Source organism: Brucella sp. LJL56 (assembly GCF_054871705.1).
Window position 1 is genome coordinate 1,685,965 of record NZ_JBTXLQ010000001.1, and the last position, 18,457, is coordinate 1,704,421.

Below are 18,457 nucleotides of genomic sequence, written 5' to 3' on the forward strand. Positions count from 1 at the left end.
GTTAAGCCCGGGGATGCGCTTTGTCATAGACTTCCAGCAGCCGCTCGGTGTCCACGCCGGTATAGACCTGTGTGGTCGAGAGGCTTGCATGGCCAAGCAGCTCCTGGATCGTTCTGAGATCGCCCCCCCGCCCCAGAAGGTGGGTGGCGAAGGAATGGCGCAGCGCATGCGGTGTCGCGCTGTCGGGCAAGCCGAGGCCAGCGCGTAGTTTCTGCATTTCGCGCTGGATGATCGCGGCATGCAGCACGCCGCCCTTGGCACCACGAAAAAGCGGCTTGTCGGCGGAAAGATCGAATGGGCAAAGCGCTCGATATTGGGCGACGGCGCGATGCACGATGGGTAGCAACGGCACGAGGCGGGCTTTGTTGCCCTTACCTGTAATGGGGATCGAACGGGCGGTGCTGTCGGATAATGCATCCCCCATCAGACCGAGTGCTTCGGAAATGCGCAGACCGCAGCCGTAGAGCAAGGTCAGAACGGCGGCGTTGCGCGCGGCGATCCACGGCTCCTCCGCCATCTGCCCGTCGGCGGCAACCACGCGCCGGGCGTCTTCGGCTGTCAGCGGCTTCGGCAGTGATTTCGGCTGACGTGGTGCGCGCATGGCGCTTACGCCCGCTGCATTGGCAAGGCCGCGCTTTTCCAGATGACGCAGAAGCGAGCGCACACCGGCAAGACCGCGCCCCAGCGTCCTGGCACCGACGCCTTCATTGCGACGGCTGGCCAGAAAGGAACGCAGATCGGCAATGCGCAGATTGCCGACATCTTTCAGCGATGGCGGCTCTCCTAGATGGCCAGTCAGAAAATTGAGGAACTGACGTGTGTCGCGCTCATAGGCTTCAAGCGTATTTTCCGACAGGCGGCGCGCATCTTTCAGCGTCTTCAGCCATTCTTCACGTGCCGCTGCAAGGTCGGCGCGGGCAGGGATCAGAAATTCGCTGTTCGTCGTCATGGTCAAGCCGGTTGCTCACTCTGGATGGAAGGGCAGTTTGCCAGCGATAGGTTACCGGCTGGTTGTCCGCGAGATGAAAAGCACTATTCTTACGAATTGACGTGAAAAGGGCTGACGAAAGGGTTATTGAACGAAAAATAATCCTATCCGAGCAGCAGAAACAAGGTTGGCAATGCCGCGTCCAGAAAACCCGATCCAGCTCGCCGTCATCGGTGCCGCTCATGGCACGCGCGGCGAAGTGCGAGTGAAGACCTTTACCGGCGATCCGCTGGCGATCGCCGAATATGGTCTGCTCTATGATGAACAGGGCAAGAGCTATGAAGTTCTGGAAGCGCGCCCTGCCAAGACGGTTGTGGTGGTGCGCTTCAAGGGCATCAACGACCGCAATGCCGCCGAGGCACTGAACGGAACGGAACTTTTCATAGATCGTGCCCAGCTACCGGATGACGAACTGGATGAAGACGAGTTCTTCCAGACCGACCTGATCGGCTTGCTGGCAGTCGATGCTGAAGGCAAGACCTATGGCGTGGTGAGCGCCCTGTTCGATTTCGGTGGCGGCGACCTCATCGAACTCAGCGAAAAGGGCAAACGCCCGATGCTTATCCCTTTCACGGAAGCAGCCGTACCGGAAATCGATCTGGACAAGGGCACTTTGCTGGTCGAGCCCTATGCCGCTGGACTGATCGCCGACGATGAGGATGAGCGTCCGCAAAATGAAAAGAAAAAGCCGAAGAAGTCATGACCGAAGTTTCCAAGGTGGATGACGAAGCTGATTTCTTTGAGCCCGGTTTCTTTCATGCATCCGTGCTGACGCTTTATCCTGAAATGTTTCCCGGACCGCTCGGTACCTCCCTTGCAGGCAAGGCGCTCGGCGAGGGCAAATGGCAGCTCGATGCGGTGCAGATTCGCGATTTTGCGGAAGGGCGGCACCGTATGGTGGACGATACGCCCTCCGGTGGCGGGGCTGGCATGGTGATGAAGCCCGATGTTATTGCCCGTGCCCTGGATTCGGTTGCCGACGATCGTCGTCCGATGCTGTTGATGAGCCCGCGCGGGAAGCCGCTGACGCAGACACGCGTGCGCGAACTGGCGGACGGACCGGGTGCGATCATTCTTTGCGGCCGTTTCGAGGGCGTGGACGAGCGTGTCATCGAAGCGCGCAATCTCGAGGAAGTATCAATCGGCGATTACATCCTGTCGGGTGGAGAAACTGCCGCAATCGTTCTGCTGGACGCCATCGTGCGGCTTCTGCCGGGTGTGATGGGTAATCGAGAATCCGGCGAGACGGAAAGTTTCGAGACCGGGCTGCTCGAACATCCGCATTATACTCGTCCGCAGATTTGGGAGGGACGGTCGATTCCAGAAATCCTGACCTCCGGAAATCATGGCGCCATCGATAAATGGCGGCATGAGCAAGCCGAGCGGATTACGAAGGAACGGCGTCCCGATCTTTGGGAAGCCTATTGCGAGGGCAAACACAAATGAACCTGATCCAGCGGCTCGAAAGTCTGTCTCTCGCTTTGCTGGCATTGGGTGCTTATTGGGTCAGTGGCTCAAGCTGGTGGCTTTTCGCGATATTCATTCTGGCACCTGATCTTTCGTTCCTAGGTTATCTCAAAGGTCCACGCACAGGTGCAGTTATCTATAATGTAGCTCATAGCTGGATCGGCGTTGTACTTCTCGCAGTGCTGGGTTGGGCGATGAACTGGCAAATCTGCATCGCCATGGCACTGATCTGGGCTGTGCATATCGGTGTTGATCGGGCGCTTGGCTTCGGTCTCAAATATGGATCAGGGTTTCAGGATACGCATCTTGGCCGGATTGGCCGGTAAATGAAAAATGCCCGGCAGATGCCGGGCATTTTTGTTTGCTATTGTCAGGCAGAATGCTGATTTGCGGGTCTGCGAAGTTCTCTTTGCGATCTGCGGAGCACAAAATAGACGCCGCCGCCAATCGCTACACCGAAGAACCAGCCATAGGTTGCCCACCAGGACGGCAGGAGATTGGTGGTCATCGGCAGGATGGACGAGAACAATGCGCCGATTGCAAAGGCGATGAAAGCCTTGACGTGCCAGCCGTTCTGGAACCGGAATTCACCGTTTTCCTGATATAGATCGGCCACGTTCAGTTCGCCGCGACGGAGCAGGTAGTAGTCAACCATCATGATTCCGAAGATTGGACCCATGGTGGAGCCGAGGAAGTTGACGAAATGCGCGGCACCCGTTTCCCATGGTGCGAACGGGTAGAGAAGCAGTGCGATCAGTGCTGCAACGACTCCGCCCCGCTTGAACGAGACTTTCTGCGGGAAGGTATTCGAGAAGTCGAACGCGGCCGAAACGAAATTCGCGACCACATTGATGCCGAGTGTTGCGACGGTAAAGGTCAGTGCAGCCAGAAGTGCGAGAAACCAGCTATCGAATTTTGCCGAAATCTGGTCAGGGTGCAGAAGAACTTCGCCGTAAACAGTGAAGGCTGCGGTGGTGGTGACGCCCGCAACAAGGCAGAAGGCCATGAGGTTGATCGGCAGACCCCACAGGTTGCCGCGCCGCAGGGATGCTTCATCCTTGGCATAACGTGAGAAGTCGCAGAAGTTCAGATAGAGCGCCGCGAAATAGGTGATCCAGGTGGCCGCAACAGCCGCGAGCGCTGCAAAGGACCCTGGCTCGCCCATGACACCCGCATCCCTCGTTTTCTCAAGCAGTACATCGCGCGGGATTTCGCTGCCGAAGGAGAAGGTGCCGGCTTTGATGACCAGATAAACAGCCAGGATGAGCATCATGATCCAGACGGCCGGGCCCGCCCAATCCTGAAACTTGCGTACGGTTTCCATGCCGCGCTGGATGATGAGAAGCTGTGCCGCCCAAACCAGGACGTAGCAGATAACTTCCAGCGTCGAGTGGCCGAGAAGATGGCTGTTCTGGTGAAAGGACAGCATGCTTTCGTTGCGAATAAGCAGCGCGACGAGCGCGCCGGAGGCTGCGGCTGTCTGTGCGCCATACCAGAAACAGGCGACGACGCCGCGCACGAGTGCGGGAAAATTGGCTCCGAATGTGCCGAAAGATGCACGCGCCAGTACCGGGAAAGGTACGCCGGTTCGCACACCGGCATTGCCGACCAGGCTCATCAGGAAAAAGATGACCAGTGACCCCGCGCCGATGGCCAGAACAAAGTTCAGGAAGCTGCCGCACAGGAGAAACAGACTTGCGGCAAGATAATAGCCCCAGAGACTATGAACGTCTGATGTCCAGACGTTGAAAATACTGAATGCGCCCCATTTACGCTCTTCGGCTGGTGCCAGATCCTCATTATACAATGAGGGTGATGGATTCTTGATTGTCATAGTGTCCCCATTTTAGCATTGTCTTTTAAAGTTGTTTACAATTGAATCATTATTGTTAACAATAACTCTGGCACAGTCCCGCGCTGCTGGCTATGAAAATTTATGACAGGGCGTGACAAATCCTCCGGGATGCTGTATTGGCCCGTCAGTTCGGGAAAACCGACATTGTAATATCTCGTTCGGGCAAAGCCCGCGACGTCCGTAAACCAATAGATGGTGTACCGCTCCTGCCTGGTATTTCAGGCATAGTCGCAAGGCCAAGGATTGCTTGGCGGCAAGTGCAGGGCGCTCTGACTGTTTGAGAAGAACAAAGAAGGAGTCAGACGATGACCGATATCATTCGTCAGCTTGAAGCCGAACAGGCAGCAAAGATCGAAGAAAAGCGCAAGCTTCCAGATTTCCAGCCGGGCGATACGGTTCGCGTTCAGGTTCGCGTTACCGAAGGTACGCGTACCCGCGTGCAGGCCTATGAAGGCGTGTGCATTGCCCGTTCCGGTGCTGGCCTCAACGAAAATTTCACCGTTCGCAAGATTTCTTACGGCGAAGGCGTAGAGCGCGTATTCCCGGTTTACTCGCCGATCGTTGAAGGCGTTGAGCTGGTTCGCCGCGGCAAGGTTCGTCGCGCCAAGCTTTACTACCTGCGTGGCCTTACCGGTAAGGCTGCTCGTATTGCTGAAAAGAAAGACAACCGCACCAAGGCTGAGCGCGAAGCCGACAAGGCTGCCGCCGCCAAGGCCGAAGGTGCCAAGGCTGCCGCTGAATAAGCTTCAGGGCATTCTGTTTGAAAAAGGCGGCCTTTGGGTCGCCTTTTTTATTTGCAAAAGCCAAAAGCCTGCGTAACATATCGCATAATTCTGCCAATATTCCGCAAGATTGTTACTGCGACACCCTGTTGCGGTTTGTGTTTCTTGACGAATTGCGGCGGCGGGTGCATATGACAGCCAAAGTTAAGAACTATTCAAAGGAACTCTCGCAATGAGCGCGCCGCGTACACTTTATGACAAGATCTGGGACGACCATGTAGTGGATCAGCAGGAAGATGGTACCTGCCTCCTTTATATTGATCGCCATCTTGTGCACGAAGTGACCAGCCCGCAAGCTTTCGAAGGCTTGCGCATGGCAGGCCGCAAGGTGCGCCATCCCGAGAAAACGCTGGCTGTTGTCGACCATAATGTTCCGACGTCACCAGACCGCATCAACGGCATCAAGAACGAGGAAAGCCGCATTCAGGTTGAGGCTCTGGCCAAGAATGCCGCGGATTTCAACGTCGAATATTATTCCGAACGTGATCGCCGTCAGGGTGTTGTGCACATCGTCGGACCAGAGCAGGGCTTCACCCTGCCGGGCATGACCATCGTTTGTGGTGACAGCCATACCTCGACGCACGGCGCTTTCGGCTCGCTTGCGCACGGTATCGGTACTTCGGAAGTCGAGCATGTGCTTGCAACGCAGACACTGATCCAGAAAAAAGCCAAGAACATGCTGGTGCGTGTTGAGGGCGAATTGGCTGCAGGCGTCACCGCCAAGGATATTACGCTTGCCATCATCGGCGAAATCGGCACTGCAGGCGGCACCGGTTACGTGATCGAATATGCAGGCAGCGCCATTCGCTCCCTGTCGATGGAAGGTCGTATGACCGTCTGCAACATGTCGATCGAAGGCGGCGCGCGCGCTGGCCTGATCGCACCGGACGAAACGACTTTCGCCTATGTGCAGGGAAAGCCACGTGCACCGAAGGGCGAAGCGCTGGAACAGGCGGTTTCCTACTGGAAGACGCTGCATTCGGACGAGGGTGCACATTTCGACAAGATCGTCGAACTGGACGCCGCCAAGATTTCGCCAGTCGTTTCCTGGGGCTCATCGCCTGAAGACGTCGTATTCGTCACTGACATCGTTCCTAACCCGGACGAGATCAAGGACGAAACCAAGCGTGCTTCGAAGTGGCGCGCGCTCGACTATATGGGCTTGAAGCCGGGCACCAAGATGACCGACATCAAGATCGACCGCGTCTTCATCGGCTCTTGCACCAATGGCCGCATCGAAGATCTGCGCGACGCGGCACGCATGGCTGAAGGCAAGAAGGTTGCTGCTGGCGTCAATGCCATGATCGTGCCGGGTTCTGGTCTGGTGAAGGAACAGGCGGAAGCCGAAGGTCTCGACAAGATCTTCATCGAAGCCGGTTTTGACTGGCGCGAGCCGGGCTGCTCCATGTGCCTTGCCATGAACGACGACCGTCTGAAGCCGGGTGAACGTTGCGCTTCGACCTCGAACCGCAATTTCGAAGGTCGTCAGGGCTTCAAGGGCCGCACGCATCTCGTATCGCCAGCCATGGCTGCCGCTGCTGCGATTGCCGGACATTTCGTCGACATTCGCGAGTGGAACTGAGGTTTCACACGGACGACTGCAGGGCGGTTCCGGGTAAAACGGAGTCGTTGGAACCGCTCCGTCTCTTTGTTTTTTGCATGTCTTAATCCCAAAACCGGTTTCCACCTTTTGGGGACATGCGCTCATTGAAGTGTTTTTGAGACGCTTCCGAAAAGATCAGACCGCCGGTTCATCCCGGCGGTTTTTCTTTGACTGTGTATTAGCAGCTTTTTCACGCTTTGATTGTAAGGAGAATTGGGGGTGGCTGGCGTCGAGAGGCTTTTGAGCGCCGGCACGGGGAAGAACATTGATGAATGGGGCCGACTTTATCCTCCTGATCAACATGACCGTTTCCGGTCTGTTTGCTTTTGCATTTCTCGGCATAGCCGTTTATGCGCGGGACAATGCTGCAGCACCCGTCTTCGCCTTCGGCTTCATCTTTGCCATGCTCTACTTCCTGACAGAGCTCGCCATGCCTTCCATTCCCAATCCCCGTCTCGGTTATATGCTCGCCTTCACAACCTATTACCTGACATTGTCCTGTCTGGTCGTCGGTCTGGCTCGAATGTATGCCCGACCGGTGCCGTGGATTGCGCTCGGCTCGCTGACCATTACGTCCCTTGCCATGGTCTACGGCATATATGACATTGCCCGCAGCCAGATGATCGGCATGCTGCTTTACCAGACGCCCTACTTCCTCATGCTCATGCTTGCGGTGTGGGTGATCCTGCGGGTGGACCGCAACGGCATCGACACCTTGATGGCGGTGCTGTTCGGCATCAGCGCCGTGCATTTTCTGTTCAAGCCCGTCGTCGCCGCGCTGTCGGGAGGCACAGGTGCTGAACCGGCTGACTATATCGATACGACCTATGCGATGTTTTCGCAGTCGATGGGGGCTGCTCTTTCCGTTGCAGGCGGATTGCTTCTGCTTTTGAGCCTGATGCGGGAGCTGATCACCAATATGCTGATCCGCTCGGAAACGGACCAGCTTTCGGCGCTGCTCAACCGACGCGGCTTCGAGTTTCGTGCGGAAGCTGCAATCGAAAAATCGAAACGCATGCGACAGGCCCTGTCGCTCGTTTTGTGCGACATCGATCACTTCAAGATAATCAACGACACGCATGGTCATGCGTTGGGGGATCGCGTCATTGCCGCTTTCTCTGCCGAACTGCGTAAGGCGGCCAACGCCAAGGGCGGGATTGCCGCGCGCATAGGCGGTGAGGAATTCGCAGTCATCCTGCCGGGAAACACGATTCAATCCGCATGGCGATTTGCCGACAAGGCCCGGCTTGCCTGCCATGATATCCATATCCCCGGCAAGAACGGGGAGACCGAATTCACTGTGAGCTTCGGGGTCGCGGAAATGGAATTCGACGATGTGTTTTCCGATCTCTACAAACGTGCAGATGGTGCGCTGTATGAAGCGAAGAAGGGCGGACGCAACTGTGTCCGCACCGCCTTGCCGATACTGGTCGACGAAAACGTTCTGGAATTCCGCTCAATGACCGGGCGTTGAACGAAGCCTATTGATAGCTGCAACCTGCATGGTCGAGAACCGGCGTTTCTCCACGATCGATTCCATACATGAAAGAGCGCCCCTGTCGTACGACTGCACTTTCGCAATCGCTGTTGGGTTTGGCGACGATATGGGCGACGGCGCGATCTTGCGGTCCAGAAATCACTTTGATGCGCTGTGCCGAACGGGAGGCTGTCTTCTGTGCCGCTCCGATCCGAATGATCTTCGCGCCGTTATCTGGCATCTGAATGACAATACTTCCCGACGCATCGAAAGAGCGTATCGCGTTGTCGGCCAGTGCGGGACGGGTCAGTGCGGAACCGGGCAGCGCAAGAGCGCCGACGACAACCAGACCAAGCATCGTCCGTTTGCGGTTTGCCATCGTTGATCGAGCCTCACCATGCATGATCCCAAAGAGAATGAGGACCATCTTAACTCTTTCTTTACCTTTGTCATCCGTGCTGGCTAAAATCGAACCGGTCTTCCCGTGCGGTACTGCTTCGCAAGCTGCACGTGGGAGAGCTGGAAACGCCAAGGAACGTCCAATGACCAAAGATCATGCCGTCGATATTGCGCTCCTCCATCTGCGTGATGCCCACGAATTCGCACCGCTGCTGGCAAGCTATGCGCAGGCGCTCAAGCGCGGTGCCCCACGTCGCCCCGACGATTTTTATGCCGAGCATCTGCTTCAGGATCGCGCTGCTGAAACTCTGGGGGCCAGGGTCGACGGCAATCTGGTCGGTTTCGTGATCTTCTACGATCTGCCCGAGCCGGTGACGGGGCTGCGTGCGGGGCAAGTGGATCATATCTATGTGCATCACGATCATCGCGGGAAAGGCATAGCCAAGGCGTTGATCGACGTGCTGGCCGACAAGGCCGAGGAGCGTAGCTGGTCAAAGCTCGTGCTCAACGCGCCGCGCGTGCCGGAAGACGGGCGCAAGCTCTATGAACAGATTGCCACGGCAGCCGACTGGTCGAGCTACGTGATTCGATTCGGTAATTAATCATTCTCCCAAAAGTGGATGAAATTACACATGTTTTTGCCGATTGCGGCCTTCAATCGTTTGAATGCCGCAATCACGCGAATGTGTCGCCCAGGTGCGACCAATTGTTAGTCTTTTCGTGAAAAAGCTTCTTTGACGTGATGGTAAAAGCGCAGTAGAAAGCGCCACATAGGGCCGTACGCCACGGTCCAGCCATATTTTATTGGGTCGTACCGGCGCGGGATCGTAAAGTCCGGTTCCCTGCGCTTTGGACGACGTCGAACCAGGGTTCGGGAGAATCCGCAACCTGGCTGCTTCGCTGATCGTCGTCAGCGGGGTGTGGCCGGGGAGAAACGTCAGGGAAGCCTACAGAGCCATGACACAACCGACTGTAACGCGCCAGCGTCCTTTGTCGCCGCACCTGTCCATCTACAAGCCGGTCATTACGATGACGATGTCCATCGTCCATCGCATTACAGGCGGCGCACTTTACTTCGGCACCTTGTTGCTGGCGGCCTGGTTGATCTCGGCTGCAGTCAGCGAAGAGTGCTTCAATTTCGTCAATGCATTGTTCTCGTCCTGGATCGGTCGCCTGATCCTGTTCGGCTATACTTGGGCGCTTCTGCACCATCTGGCCGGTGGCGTTCGTCACCTGATCTGGGATACGGGTGCGGGTCTTGAAAAGCACACGGCTTCGAAGATCGCCTGGACGACCGTCGTTTTCTCCGTCATCGCCACGATCCTCGTCTGGGTCGTTGCCTATTCGGTGCGCTAAGGGGAGCAGGTTTCATGAACGGTCTGAACAATGATATGCGCACCCCGCTCGGCAAGGTCCGGGGTCTGGGATCGGCCAAGGAAGGCACCGGTCATTTCTGGTATCAGCGCCTGAGCGCGGTCGCTCTGGTGCCGCTGGTCATGTTTTTCATCGGTCTGGTTATTTCGCTCAATGGCGCAAGCTATGCGGAAGTCCGGGCTGCTCTTTCGCATCCCATTACAGCCATTGTCATGGCGCTGTTCGTTCTGACGGGCGTCTATCACATGCGTCTGGGTATGCAGGTCATTATCGAAGATTATGTGCATGGCGAAGGCATGAAGGTCGTGCTGGCAATGCTGAACACCTTCTTTACGGCGGTGGTTGGCTTTGCCTGCGTTTTCGCGATCCTTAAGCTGAGCTTCGGAGGTTGATAGCCCGATGGCTAGTGCAGTAAACAACGCGGCTGATGCTGCCGTGGCAAGCAAATATACCTATGTCGATCACAAGTTCGACGTGGTGGTGGTTGGAGCTGGCGGCGCGGGCTTACGCGCAACGCTCGGCATGGCCGAACAGGGCCTGAAGACGGCTTGCATCACCAAGGTTTTTCCAACCCGTTCGCATACGGTTGCAGCACAGGGCGGCATCGCCGCTTCGCTCAAGAATATGGGCCCGGATAGCTGGCAGTGGCATATGTACGATACCGTCAAGGGATCGGACTGGCTCGGCGATACCGATGCGATGGAATATCTGGCGCGTGAAGCGCCTGCAGCCGTCTACGAACTGGAACATTACGGTGTGCCGTTCTCGCGTACGGAAGAAGGCAAGATCTACCAGCGCCCGTTCGGCGGCCACATGCAGAACTTCGGTGACGGCCCTCCGGTTCAGCGCACCTGTGCTGCTGCCGATCGTACCGGCCATGCGATCCTGCATACGCTCTACGGCCAGTCGCTGAAGAACAACGCACAGTTCTTCATCGAATATTTCGCGCTTGATCTCATCATGACCGACGGTGTCTGCACCGGCGTCGTGGCGTGGAACCTCGATGACGGCACGATCCATCGCTTCTCCGCCAAGATGGTGGTTCTGGCGACGGGCGGTTATGGCCGTTCCTATTTCTCGGCTACGTCTGCTCACACCTGCACCGGCGACGGCGGCGGCATGGCTGCACGCGCTGGCCTTCCGCTGCAGGATATGGAATTCGTTCAGTTCCACCCGACCGGCATTTATGGTGCAGGCTGCCTCATCACCGAGGGCGCACGCGGCGAAGGCGGTTATCTGGTCAATTCCGAAGGCGAACGCTTCATGGAGCGTTATGCGCCGTCGGCCAAGGATCTTGCTTCGCGTGACGTGGTCTCGCGCTGCATGACCATGGAAATCCGCGCCGGTCGCGGCGTTGGCAAGAACAAGGACCATATCTACCTGCATCTCGACCATCTTGATCCGGCTGTTCTGCATGAACGCCTGCCGGGCATCTCTGAGTCGGCCAAGATTTTTGCAGGCGTCGATGTGACCAAGGAACCGATCCCGGTTCTGCCGACCGTTCACTACAATATGGGCGGCATCCCGACCAATTACTGGGGCGAGGTGCTGAACCCGACCGAAGCTGATCCGGACCGTGTACAGCCGGGCCTGATGGCTGTCGGTGAAGCGGGCTGTGCTTCGGTGCACGGTGCAAACCGTCTCGGTTCCAACTCGCTGATCGATCTGGTGGTGTTTGGCCGTGCGGCTGCGATCCGTGCCGGTGAGGTTATCGATCGCAATACAAAGGTTCCAGACCTCGACATCGCTGCCTGCGACAAGATCATGGAACGCTTCGACCGCCTGCGTTTTGCCAATGGCTCCCAGCCGACTGCAGAACTGCGCGAGAAGATGCAGCGTACCATGCAGGAAGACGCTGCCGTGTTCCGCACGTCGGAATCGCTCAAGCAGGGCGTCGAGCGCATGGAAAAGCTCTGGAAAGAGCTGCCGGACATCAAGGTCACCGACCGTTCGATGATCTGGAACTCCGATCTGGTCGAAACGCTCGAGCTGGAAAACCTGATGGCCAATGCGCTGACGACGGTTGTTTCGGCCGAAGCGCGTCACGAAAGCCGCGGCGCCCATGCGCATGAGGATTTCCCGGACCGCAACGATGCCGAGTGGCGCAAGCACACGCTGTCCTGGCTGTCGCCGGATGGCAAGGTCAAGCTTGACTACCGCCCTGTCCACCTTGATCCGTTGACGACGGAAGAGGAAGGCGGCATCAGCCTCGCCAAGATTGCGCCGAAGAAGCGCGTTTACTGATTAAGGGAAAGAGCAATGGTTGAACTCGCACTTCCCAAGAATTCGCGCCCGCAAGAGGGCAAGACCTGGCCGCGCCCTGATGGTGCCAAGCGGGTTACCGAATTCCGTATCTATCGTTGGTCGCCGGACGACGACGCCAATCCGAGCATCGACACCTATTATGTCGATCGTGACGATTGCGGCCCGATGGTCCTGGATGGTCTGCTCTATATCAAGAACAAGATCGACCCGACGCTGACGCTGCGCCGGTCGTGCCGTGAAGGTATTTGCGGTTCCTGTGCCATGAATATCGATGGCGCGAACACGCTGGCCTGCACCAAGGGCATGGATGATATCAAGGGCGCCATCAAGGTCTACCCGCTGCCGCACATGCCGGTGGTGAAGGATCTGGTACCGGACCTCACCAATTTTTACGCCCAGCACCGTTCCATCGAGCCTTGGCTCAAGACGGTTTCGCCGGAGCCGCAGAAGGAATGGCTGCAGAGCCATGACGACCGCCAGAAGCTCGACGGTCTTTATGAATGCATTCTGTGCGCATGCTGTTCGACCTCGTGTCCGAGCTATTGGTGGAACGGCGACCGTTATCTCGGACCTGCCGTTCTGCTTCAGGCTTATCGCTGGCTGATCGATTCCAGAGATGAAGCCAAGGGTGAACGCCTCGACAATCTTGAGGACCCGTTCCGGCTCTATCGCTGCCACACGATCATGAATTGCGCGCAGACCTGCCCGAAGGGGCTGAACCCTGCCAAGGCAATTGCCGAGATCAAGAAGATGATGGTCGAGCGCCGCGTGTAGTCGCGATATAGCCACTTTTTGCGATCCCTGTCGGCCTATAGGCCTTCGCGCCGCTTGTGCCACGATCAAGGATAAAAAGGGGAAGGTGGTAACCTTCCCCTTTTTCTTTGTCTGAGAGCCTGTTCCAAAAGTCGCCACGCCGGTCTGCAAATGGCGCTTTTCTGCGTTCCGGTGCTCATGTACGTTCAGTACATTGCGCTCCGGTACTCGAAAATCACCATCTTCGCCTCGGCCCGCCGCTTCTTGATTCAGGCTCTGAACCCTGGTTGTCTTCGCAGAAGGCTTGATCTTTGTAGCGACACCGATATCTCATTGGAGAACAGGTCCATTGGAGACAGGGCAATCATGCTCGATCACATCGGTTTCAATATTTCCAGCATGCCCAAGTCGCGGACTTTCTATGATGCGGCACTGGCCCCGCTCGGCATAAGCCGCGCCATGGAGTTCGGCGACTGGGTGGGTTACGGTCGCAACGGCAAGCCGGAATTCTGGATCGGCAAGCAGAAGGGGGCGAAACTCAACGGTGTGCTTCATGTCGCCTTTTCTGCAGGAACCCGCTCCGAAGTCGATCGTTTTTACGAAGCAGCCATCGCCGCCGGCGGCGCAGACAACGGCAAGCCGGGCCTTCGTACGAATTATCATCCCGATTATTACGCCGCCTTCGTGACCGATCCGGACGGGCACAATATCGAGGCTGTTTGCCACTTGCCCGAGTAAAAAGCGGGCTTACGCCCGCTTATCTTTTCAGTTGGTCAATTTGTTCAGACCAGTTTTGCATCCAGTGTCACTTCAATCGCGCCGAGTGCTTTCGAGAGCGGGCAGGACTGCTTGGCCTTGTTGGCGAGCGCTTCAAAATCTTCGACCGAGATACCGGGGATCGTGGCATTGAGCGTGAGCGCACTGCGGCTGATTTCAAAGCCTCCGCCGGCTGCGGGGCCGACAGTGACCGCCGCAGTGGCTTCCAGTTTTTCCGGTGGCGTTCCGTGTTCCGTCAGAAGTGCGGAAAGCTGCATGGCGAAACAGCCTGCGTGAGCGGCGCCGAGAAGTTCTTCCGGATTGGTGCCGGAGCGACCGCTTTCGTCCTGAAAGCGTGCCTTGAAATCGTAAGGCAGATCCTTCAGTGCACCACTTTGCGTGTTAAGGGTGCCTTTGCCTTCCTTCAGCGTGCCTTGCCAGACGGCAGTTGCTTTTCTGTCCATGGGAAGCTCTCCTCTCGGTTTGGATTTCCGTTTCCGATATAGGGCACTTGACCGTGGCTTCCAGCAATCAGCCAGAACGCAGCCAGAATTCAGATCGCCTGTCCTTTTAACAGGCGTGGCGTATCGCCGGAAAGACCGGCCGCCTGTTTGATGAAGAAGGATTTCAGCGCCGGCACCCGGTCGACGAGTCCCAGACCGATATCGCGGATCGAGCGGACCGCCAGATGGTCGTTGGAGAAAAGCCTCGTCAGGATATCGGTCGTCACCCCCATCTGTACGGTGTCGAAGCGACGCCAGGACTGGTAACGTTCCAAAGCGGCAAATGATCCGATGTCGAGGCCGAGCCGGTCTGTTTCGACTACGACTTCCGCAATCGCTGCCGCATCTCGGAAACCCAGATTGAGACCTTGCCCGGCAATGGGATGGATGCGGTGCGCCGCATCGCCCACCAGAACGAAGCGCGGCTTCACGAATTCCCGCGCCAGCGTCAGTCCGAGCGGAAAGGCGCGGCGAGGTCCTTCGACATGCAGGACACCCAGACGATGACCGAAGCGCTGTTCCAGTTCCGCTTCGAACACGAAGTCGTCTTCGCGAATGAGGCGTTCGGCATCTGCTGTGCGCTCGGTCCAGACGAGGGAACTGCGATTGCCCTTCAACGGAAGGATCGCAAATGGACCGGCTGGAAGAAAATGTTCATCGGCTCGGCCGCCATGCGGCAGTTCATGGGCAACATTGCACACGATACCCGACTGGCCGTAATCCCAGTTGACCGTCTTGATGCCAGCCAGATCGCGCAGGCGGGAACGTGCGCCGTCAGCCGCAATCAGCAGGCGCGTTTCAAGCGTATCGCCTTTGGAGAGCGTGACAGTCACCCCCTCGGGAAGGGTGTTGAAATTCTCCACGCTGGTGGCTTCAAGGAAGGCGATTCCGAGCGCTTCAGCCTTGTTGTGCAGGGCGGTGTTGAGGACGCGGTTTTCGACCATATGGGCAAAGGGTTCGCCGGGTTCGACTTCGCCTTCGAAAGTGAGGAATACCGGACGCACGGGATCGGAGGTACGCGAATCGGTGATGACCATTTCCGTAATCGGTTGGGCTTCGGGAAGGATTTCCTGCCAGCAACCAAGCTTGTCGAGCATGCGTGAAGCGGCTGCAGCAATGGAGGAAGCGCGCGGGTCATTCTTCCAGGCGCCAGCCGGTGCGCCGTCAATCACGGTGACGGAAAGGTGTGGCGCTGCTGATTTGATCGCAACTGCCGTGACGAGCCCGACATAGCCGCCGCCTGCAATCACTACATCGTTATGGCGTGCTGCTTCCTGCTTCTTCCGGGCGGCCATTGTCATTTCCTTTCGAGAATCCATCTCACGAGCGCTGTTTTGGCATATATCTTTGTCCAAGAAACCCGATATTTTGCCGCGGTGCATATCGAAACGCGAGCTGTCGAAGCGAGGTATCCGGGCTTCTGCCAATACAGCTTTTCCCGCGCGCTTCTTGACAGGTTCCAATGCTCCGGCTCAAACAAGAAACCAAAGCATATATATGGTTGCAGGAGACAGGCTGTCCATGACCGATCAAGAAAAGTCTGCTGGTGAGCAGGCCGATGCCCCGACTGAAGCCCCGACTGAAGCTCAGACGGATGCGATGCGTGAGCTTCTTTCCATCCTCGATCTGGAAACGCTGGAGGTGGATTTGTTCCGCGGTAACAGTCCGCAGGTCGGGTGGCAGCGGGTTTTCGGCGGACAGGTGATCGGACAGGCGCTGATTGCGGCGCAGCGCACCGTCGAGCCCGAACGGGACGTCCACTCCCTGCATGCTTATTTCGTGCGGCCCGGCGATCCGTCGATCCCGATTGTCTATGAGGTGGATCGTATCCGCGACGGATCGAGCTTCAGCACCCGGCGCGTTCTGGCAAAGCAGCACGGCAAGGCGATTTTCTCCCTCTCGGCTTCGTTTCAGGTGGATGAGGGCGGACTTGATCACCAGCTTCCCATGCCGGAAGGATTGCCGATGCCTGAACAGCTTGTCGGTGATCGTGACATCAAGGAACAATATCTCCATATGGCGCCGCCCAATGTGCGCAAATATTGGGAGCGGGAACGGCCGATCGAAATCAAGCCGGTGTCGCTGACCCATTATTTCTCGCGCGAGAAGCTCGAGCCTGCCCAGCATGTCTGGGTCAGGGCGCGCGGCATTGTGCCGGATGATCGGGCCCTGCAGGCCGCCATTCTCGCTTATCTCTCGGATATGACGTTGCTCGATACGTCCCTGCATCCGCATGGCCGCACGATTTTCGACCGCGATCTGCAGGTTGCGAGCCTTGATCACGCCATGTGGTTCCATCGCCCTTGCAGGCTCGATGACTGGCTGCTCTACACGCAGGATACGCCGAGTGCCTCCGGCGCGCGCGGTTTCAACCGGGGTGCGCTTTATACGCGTGATGGCGTGTTGATCGCATCGGTCGCGCAGGAAGGCCTGATCCGCGTTCACGATAAAAAGAAATGACTATTATTTAATCATTACCTTCGTGCGTGATTAAATATAAGGCATTCGCTACGCGAAAGCGGATGCCTATGAGGGAAAGCCGAGCCGAATGAATCGTTTAAGGCTTCATTCAGGGTAAGTTGCAGCAACATCTTCTCTTCCATGGACCTCCATTTGCGCCTTCGGTGCACTCAATTTCAGAAAATTTACGGTTAGTTTGCCAACCCCGGCCAACTGGCATGAATTTTGTTTCTCTCTGTTTGAACCGGTCTTTCCAGCGCAGCCGCGTTTGAAACCGCCCTTCGACGGAGATATTCGATGCTGATAACAGGAAGAAACAAGCAAACGGCCCTTCTGGCTACCCTGCCTGCGCTCGTCGCCATGGCCGGGACGGCAATGGCACAGGACGCCGCACCGACACCAACCCTCGATACGGGCGACACGGCGTGGATGCTGACTTCAACCGCGCTTGTGTTGATGATGACCATACCGGGTCTGGCACTTTTCTATGGCGGCATGGTGCGCAAGAAGAACGTGCTGTCCACGGTGATGCAGAGCTTTGCGATTACCTGTCTGATGTCCATTCTGTGGATGGTTGCAGGTTATTCACTCGCCTTCACCGATGGCGGCTCTCTCAATTCTTATATTGGCGGGCTTTCAAAAGCCTTCTTCTCCGGCGTCACGATGGAATCGCTGACGGGAACCATTCCCGAATATGTGTTCATTACCTTCCAGATGACCTTTGCCGTCATCACGCCCGCACTCATCGCCGGTTCGTTCGCCGAACGCATGAAGTTCTCCTCCATGCTGGTCTTCCTGACACTCTGGCTGTTCATCGTCTATATCCCGGTCGCACATTGGGTCTGGGGCGGCGGTTTCATGGCGTCGGATGGCGTGCTTGATTTTGCCGGTGGTACGGTTGTCCATATCAACGCCGGTGTCGCCGGTCTGGTTGCGGCCCTCATCATCGGCAAACGCGATGGTTACGGCCACACCAACATGGCGCCGCACAATCTCGTGCTCTCGGTCATTGGTGCTGCCCTTCTGTGGGTGGGCTGGTTCGGCTTCAATGCGGGTTCCGCTGCTGGCGCCAATGCACTTGCTGGCGTCGCCATGCTCAACACCCAGGTTGCGACCGCCGGTGCTGCTCTGGCCTGGATGTTCATTGAATGGGCGGTTGCCGGCAAGCCAAGCGTGCTCGGTATCATTTCAGGCGCCGTTGCGGGTCTCGTTGCTGTCACGCCCGCTGCCGGTTTCGTCAATCCGATGGGTGCGCTCATCATCGGCATCGTTGCCGGTGTGGTCTGCTATCTGGCAGCCGTAAAGATCAAGCATGCGCTTGGTTACGACGATTCGCTCGATGCATTCGGTGTCCATGGTGTCGGCGGTTTCGTCGGTGCGGTGCTGACCGGTCTTTTTGCCGATGCGGCAATCAACCCGGCCGGGGAAGGTGCGACCATCGGCAAGCAGTTCTTTGGTGCTGCCATCACGATTGTCTATACGGCTATCGCCACTGCGATCATTCTTTATGTGGTCAAGGCCATCATGGGTCTGCGACCCAGCAAGCAGGCTGAGATTGAAGGTCTCGACATCGCTTTGCACGGCGAATCCGTTCAATAGAGCGGGATTGTCCGAAGAGGAAAAAAGGCGCGGGAAACCGCGCCTTTTCATTTCATCAACGGATTTGCTTGCGACCTTTTGCATGGTTAATGAGGAATTAACCATCCGGCGATTAGGATCGGACCGATTCAGTGTGCCCGGAGTATTTCCGCTCAGGGGCCAGCAAAGATATTCGG

General features: G+C 57.1%; 19 protein-coding genes. 14 read left to right on the plus strand and 5 right to left on the minus strand.

Features of this window, described 5'->3' with window-relative positions:
* Position 1: 1 nt before the first annotated feature.
* Entirely contained in the window at positions 2-949 is a 948-nt protein-coding gene (locus ACYSN1_RS08095; RefSeq protein WP_461725147.1) for a tyrosine recombinase XerC, read from the minus strand.
* A gap of 172 nt (positions 950-1,121) precedes the next feature.
* Here ACYSN1_RS08095 and rimM point away from each other — a divergent pair, with 172 nt between their 5' ends.
* The 3 genes from rimM to ACYSN1_RS08110 are packed head-to-tail and all read left to right on the plus strand — an operon-like array spanning position 1,122 to position 2,781.
* Positions 1,122-1,691, plus strand: a complete 570-nt coding sequence (gene rimM, locus ACYSN1_RS08100; RefSeq protein WP_140020458.1) for a ribosome maturation factor RimM — start codon at positions 1,122-1,124, stop codon at positions 1,689-1,691.
* The gene (gene trmD / locus ACYSN1_RS08105; RefSeq protein WP_461725148.1) at positions 1,688-2,434 is read left to right on the plus strand and encodes a tRNA (guanosine(37)-N1)-methyltransferase TrmD; all 747 of its coding nucleotides are present in this window, start codon (positions 1,688-1,690) and stop codon (positions 2,432-2,434) included. Before rimM ends, trmD begins: the two co-directional genes overlap by 4 nt.
* On the plus strand, positions 2,431-2,781 hold the full coding sequence (locus ACYSN1_RS08110; protein ID WP_461725149.1) for a DUF4260 domain-containing protein: 351 nt from the start codon (positions 2,431-2,433) through the stop codon (positions 2,779-2,781). The genes trmD and ACYSN1_RS08110 overlap by 4 nt, the downstream gene beginning before the upstream one ends.
* 44 nt (positions 2,782-2,825) lie before the next feature.
* Here ACYSN1_RS08110 and ACYSN1_RS08115 read toward each other — a convergent pair whose 3' ends face one another.
* A complete protein-coding gene (locus ACYSN1_RS08115) occupies positions 2,826-4,289 on the minus strand; it encodes an NCS1 family nucleobase:cation symporter-1 (RefSeq protein ID WP_140020455.1) in 1,464 nt (487 codons plus the stop codon).
* Positions 4,290-4,615: 326 nt separating this feature from the next.
* Between ACYSN1_RS08115 and rplS the strand changes: the two genes are divergently transcribed.
* From rplS to ACYSN1_RS08130, 3 genes are all read left to right on the plus strand, one after another.
* Positions 4,616-5,053, plus strand: a complete 438-nt coding sequence (gene rplS / locus ACYSN1_RS08120; RefSeq protein ID WP_140020454.1) for a 50S ribosomal protein L19 — start codon at positions 4,616-4,618, stop codon at positions 5,051-5,053.
* Between the two features lie 211 nt (positions 5,054-5,264).
* Complete coding sequence (leuC, locus tag ACYSN1_RS08125) at positions 5,265-6,674, plus strand: 3-isopropylmalate dehydratase large subunit (protein WP_461725150.1); 1,410 nt, start codon at positions 5,265-5,267, stop codon at positions 6,672-6,674.
* Positions 6,675-6,963: 289 nt separating this feature from the next.
* Positions 6,964-8,169 carry a GGDEF domain-containing protein gene (locus ACYSN1_RS08130; protein ID WP_461725151.1) on the plus strand — a complete coding sequence of 402 codons (1,206 nt, stop codon included), beginning with the start codon at positions 6,964-6,966 and terminating at the stop codon, positions 8,167-8,169.
* Positions 8,170-8,176: 7 nt separating this feature from the next.
* Here the strand turns inward: ACYSN1_RS08130 and ACYSN1_RS08135 are convergent, their stop codons facing one another.
* Positions 8,177-8,551, minus strand: a complete 375-nt coding sequence (locus ACYSN1_RS08135; RefSeq protein WP_461725152.1) for a hypothetical protein — start codon at positions 8,549-8,551, stop codon at positions 8,177-8,179.
* Positions 8,552-8,714: 163 nt separating this feature from the next.
* Here ACYSN1_RS08135 and ACYSN1_RS08140 point away from each other — a divergent pair, with 163 nt between their 5' ends.
* The 6 genes from ACYSN1_RS08140 (at position 8,715) to ACYSN1_RS08165 (ending at position 13,701) form a co-directional block, all read left to right on the plus strand.
* On the plus strand, positions 8,715-9,173 hold the full coding sequence (locus tag ACYSN1_RS08140) for a GNAT family N-acetyltransferase (RefSeq protein WP_006470954.1): 459 nt from the start codon (positions 8,715-8,717) through the stop codon (positions 9,171-9,173).
* Between the two features lie 355 nt (positions 9,174-9,528).
* Positions 9,529-9,927, plus strand: a complete 399-nt coding sequence (sdhC, locus tag ACYSN1_RS08145; RefSeq protein ID WP_140020450.1) for a succinate dehydrogenase, cytochrome b556 subunit — start codon at positions 9,529-9,531, stop codon at positions 9,925-9,927.
* Positions 9,928-9,941: 14 nt separating this feature from the next.
* Positions 9,942-10,337: a succinate dehydrogenase, hydrophobic membrane anchor protein gene (gene sdhD / locus ACYSN1_RS08150; RefSeq protein ID WP_461725153.1), complete on the plus strand. Its 396-nt coding sequence runs from the start codon at positions 9,942-9,944 to the stop codon at positions 10,335-10,337.
* 7 nt (positions 10,338-10,344) lie between these two features.
* Positions 10,345-12,189, plus strand: a complete 1,845-nt coding sequence (sdhA, locus tag ACYSN1_RS08155) for a succinate dehydrogenase flavoprotein subunit (RefSeq protein ID WP_461725154.1) — start codon at positions 10,345-10,347, stop codon at positions 12,187-12,189.
* Positions 12,190-12,204: 15 nt separating this feature from the next.
* Positions 12,205-12,984 carry a succinate dehydrogenase iron-sulfur subunit gene (locus ACYSN1_RS08160; protein ID WP_140020447.1) on the plus strand — a complete coding sequence of 260 codons (780 nt, stop codon included), beginning with the start codon at positions 12,205-12,207 and terminating at the stop codon, positions 12,982-12,984.
* A gap of 345 nt (positions 12,985-13,329) precedes the next feature.
* Positions 13,330-13,701 carry a VOC family protein gene (locus ACYSN1_RS08165; protein WP_461725155.1) on the plus strand — a complete coding sequence of 124 codons (372 nt, stop codon included), beginning with the start codon at positions 13,330-13,332 and terminating at the stop codon, positions 13,699-13,701.
* 44 nt (positions 13,702-13,745) lie between these two features.
* Here ACYSN1_RS08165 and ACYSN1_RS08170 read toward each other — a convergent pair whose 3' ends face one another.
* Entirely contained in the window at positions 13,746-14,183 is a 438-nt protein-coding gene (locus tag ACYSN1_RS08170; RefSeq protein WP_140020445.1) for an OsmC family protein, read from the minus strand.
* A gap of 89 nt (positions 14,184-14,272) precedes the next feature.
* Positions 14,273-15,517, minus strand: coding sequence for a ubiquinone biosynthesis hydroxylase (locus ACYSN1_RS08175; RefSeq protein WP_461725156.1), 1,245 nt, complete (start codon positions 15,515-15,517; stop codon positions 14,273-14,275).
* 226 nt (positions 15,518-15,743) lie between these two features.
* Between ACYSN1_RS08175 and tesB the strand changes: the two genes are divergently transcribed.
* Positions 15,744-16,682: an acyl-CoA thioesterase II gene (gene tesB / locus ACYSN1_RS08180; protein WP_461725157.1), complete on the plus strand. Its 939-nt coding sequence runs from the start codon at positions 15,744-15,746 to the stop codon at positions 16,680-16,682.
* Positions 16,683-16,979: 297 nt separating this feature from the next.
* The gene (locus ACYSN1_RS08185; protein WP_461725158.1) at positions 16,980-18,281 is read left to right on the plus strand and encodes an ammonium transporter; all 1,302 of its coding nucleotides are present in this window, start codon (positions 16,980-16,982) and stop codon (positions 18,279-18,281) included.
* The last annotated feature ends 176 nt before the right edge of the window (positions 18,282-18,457 follow it).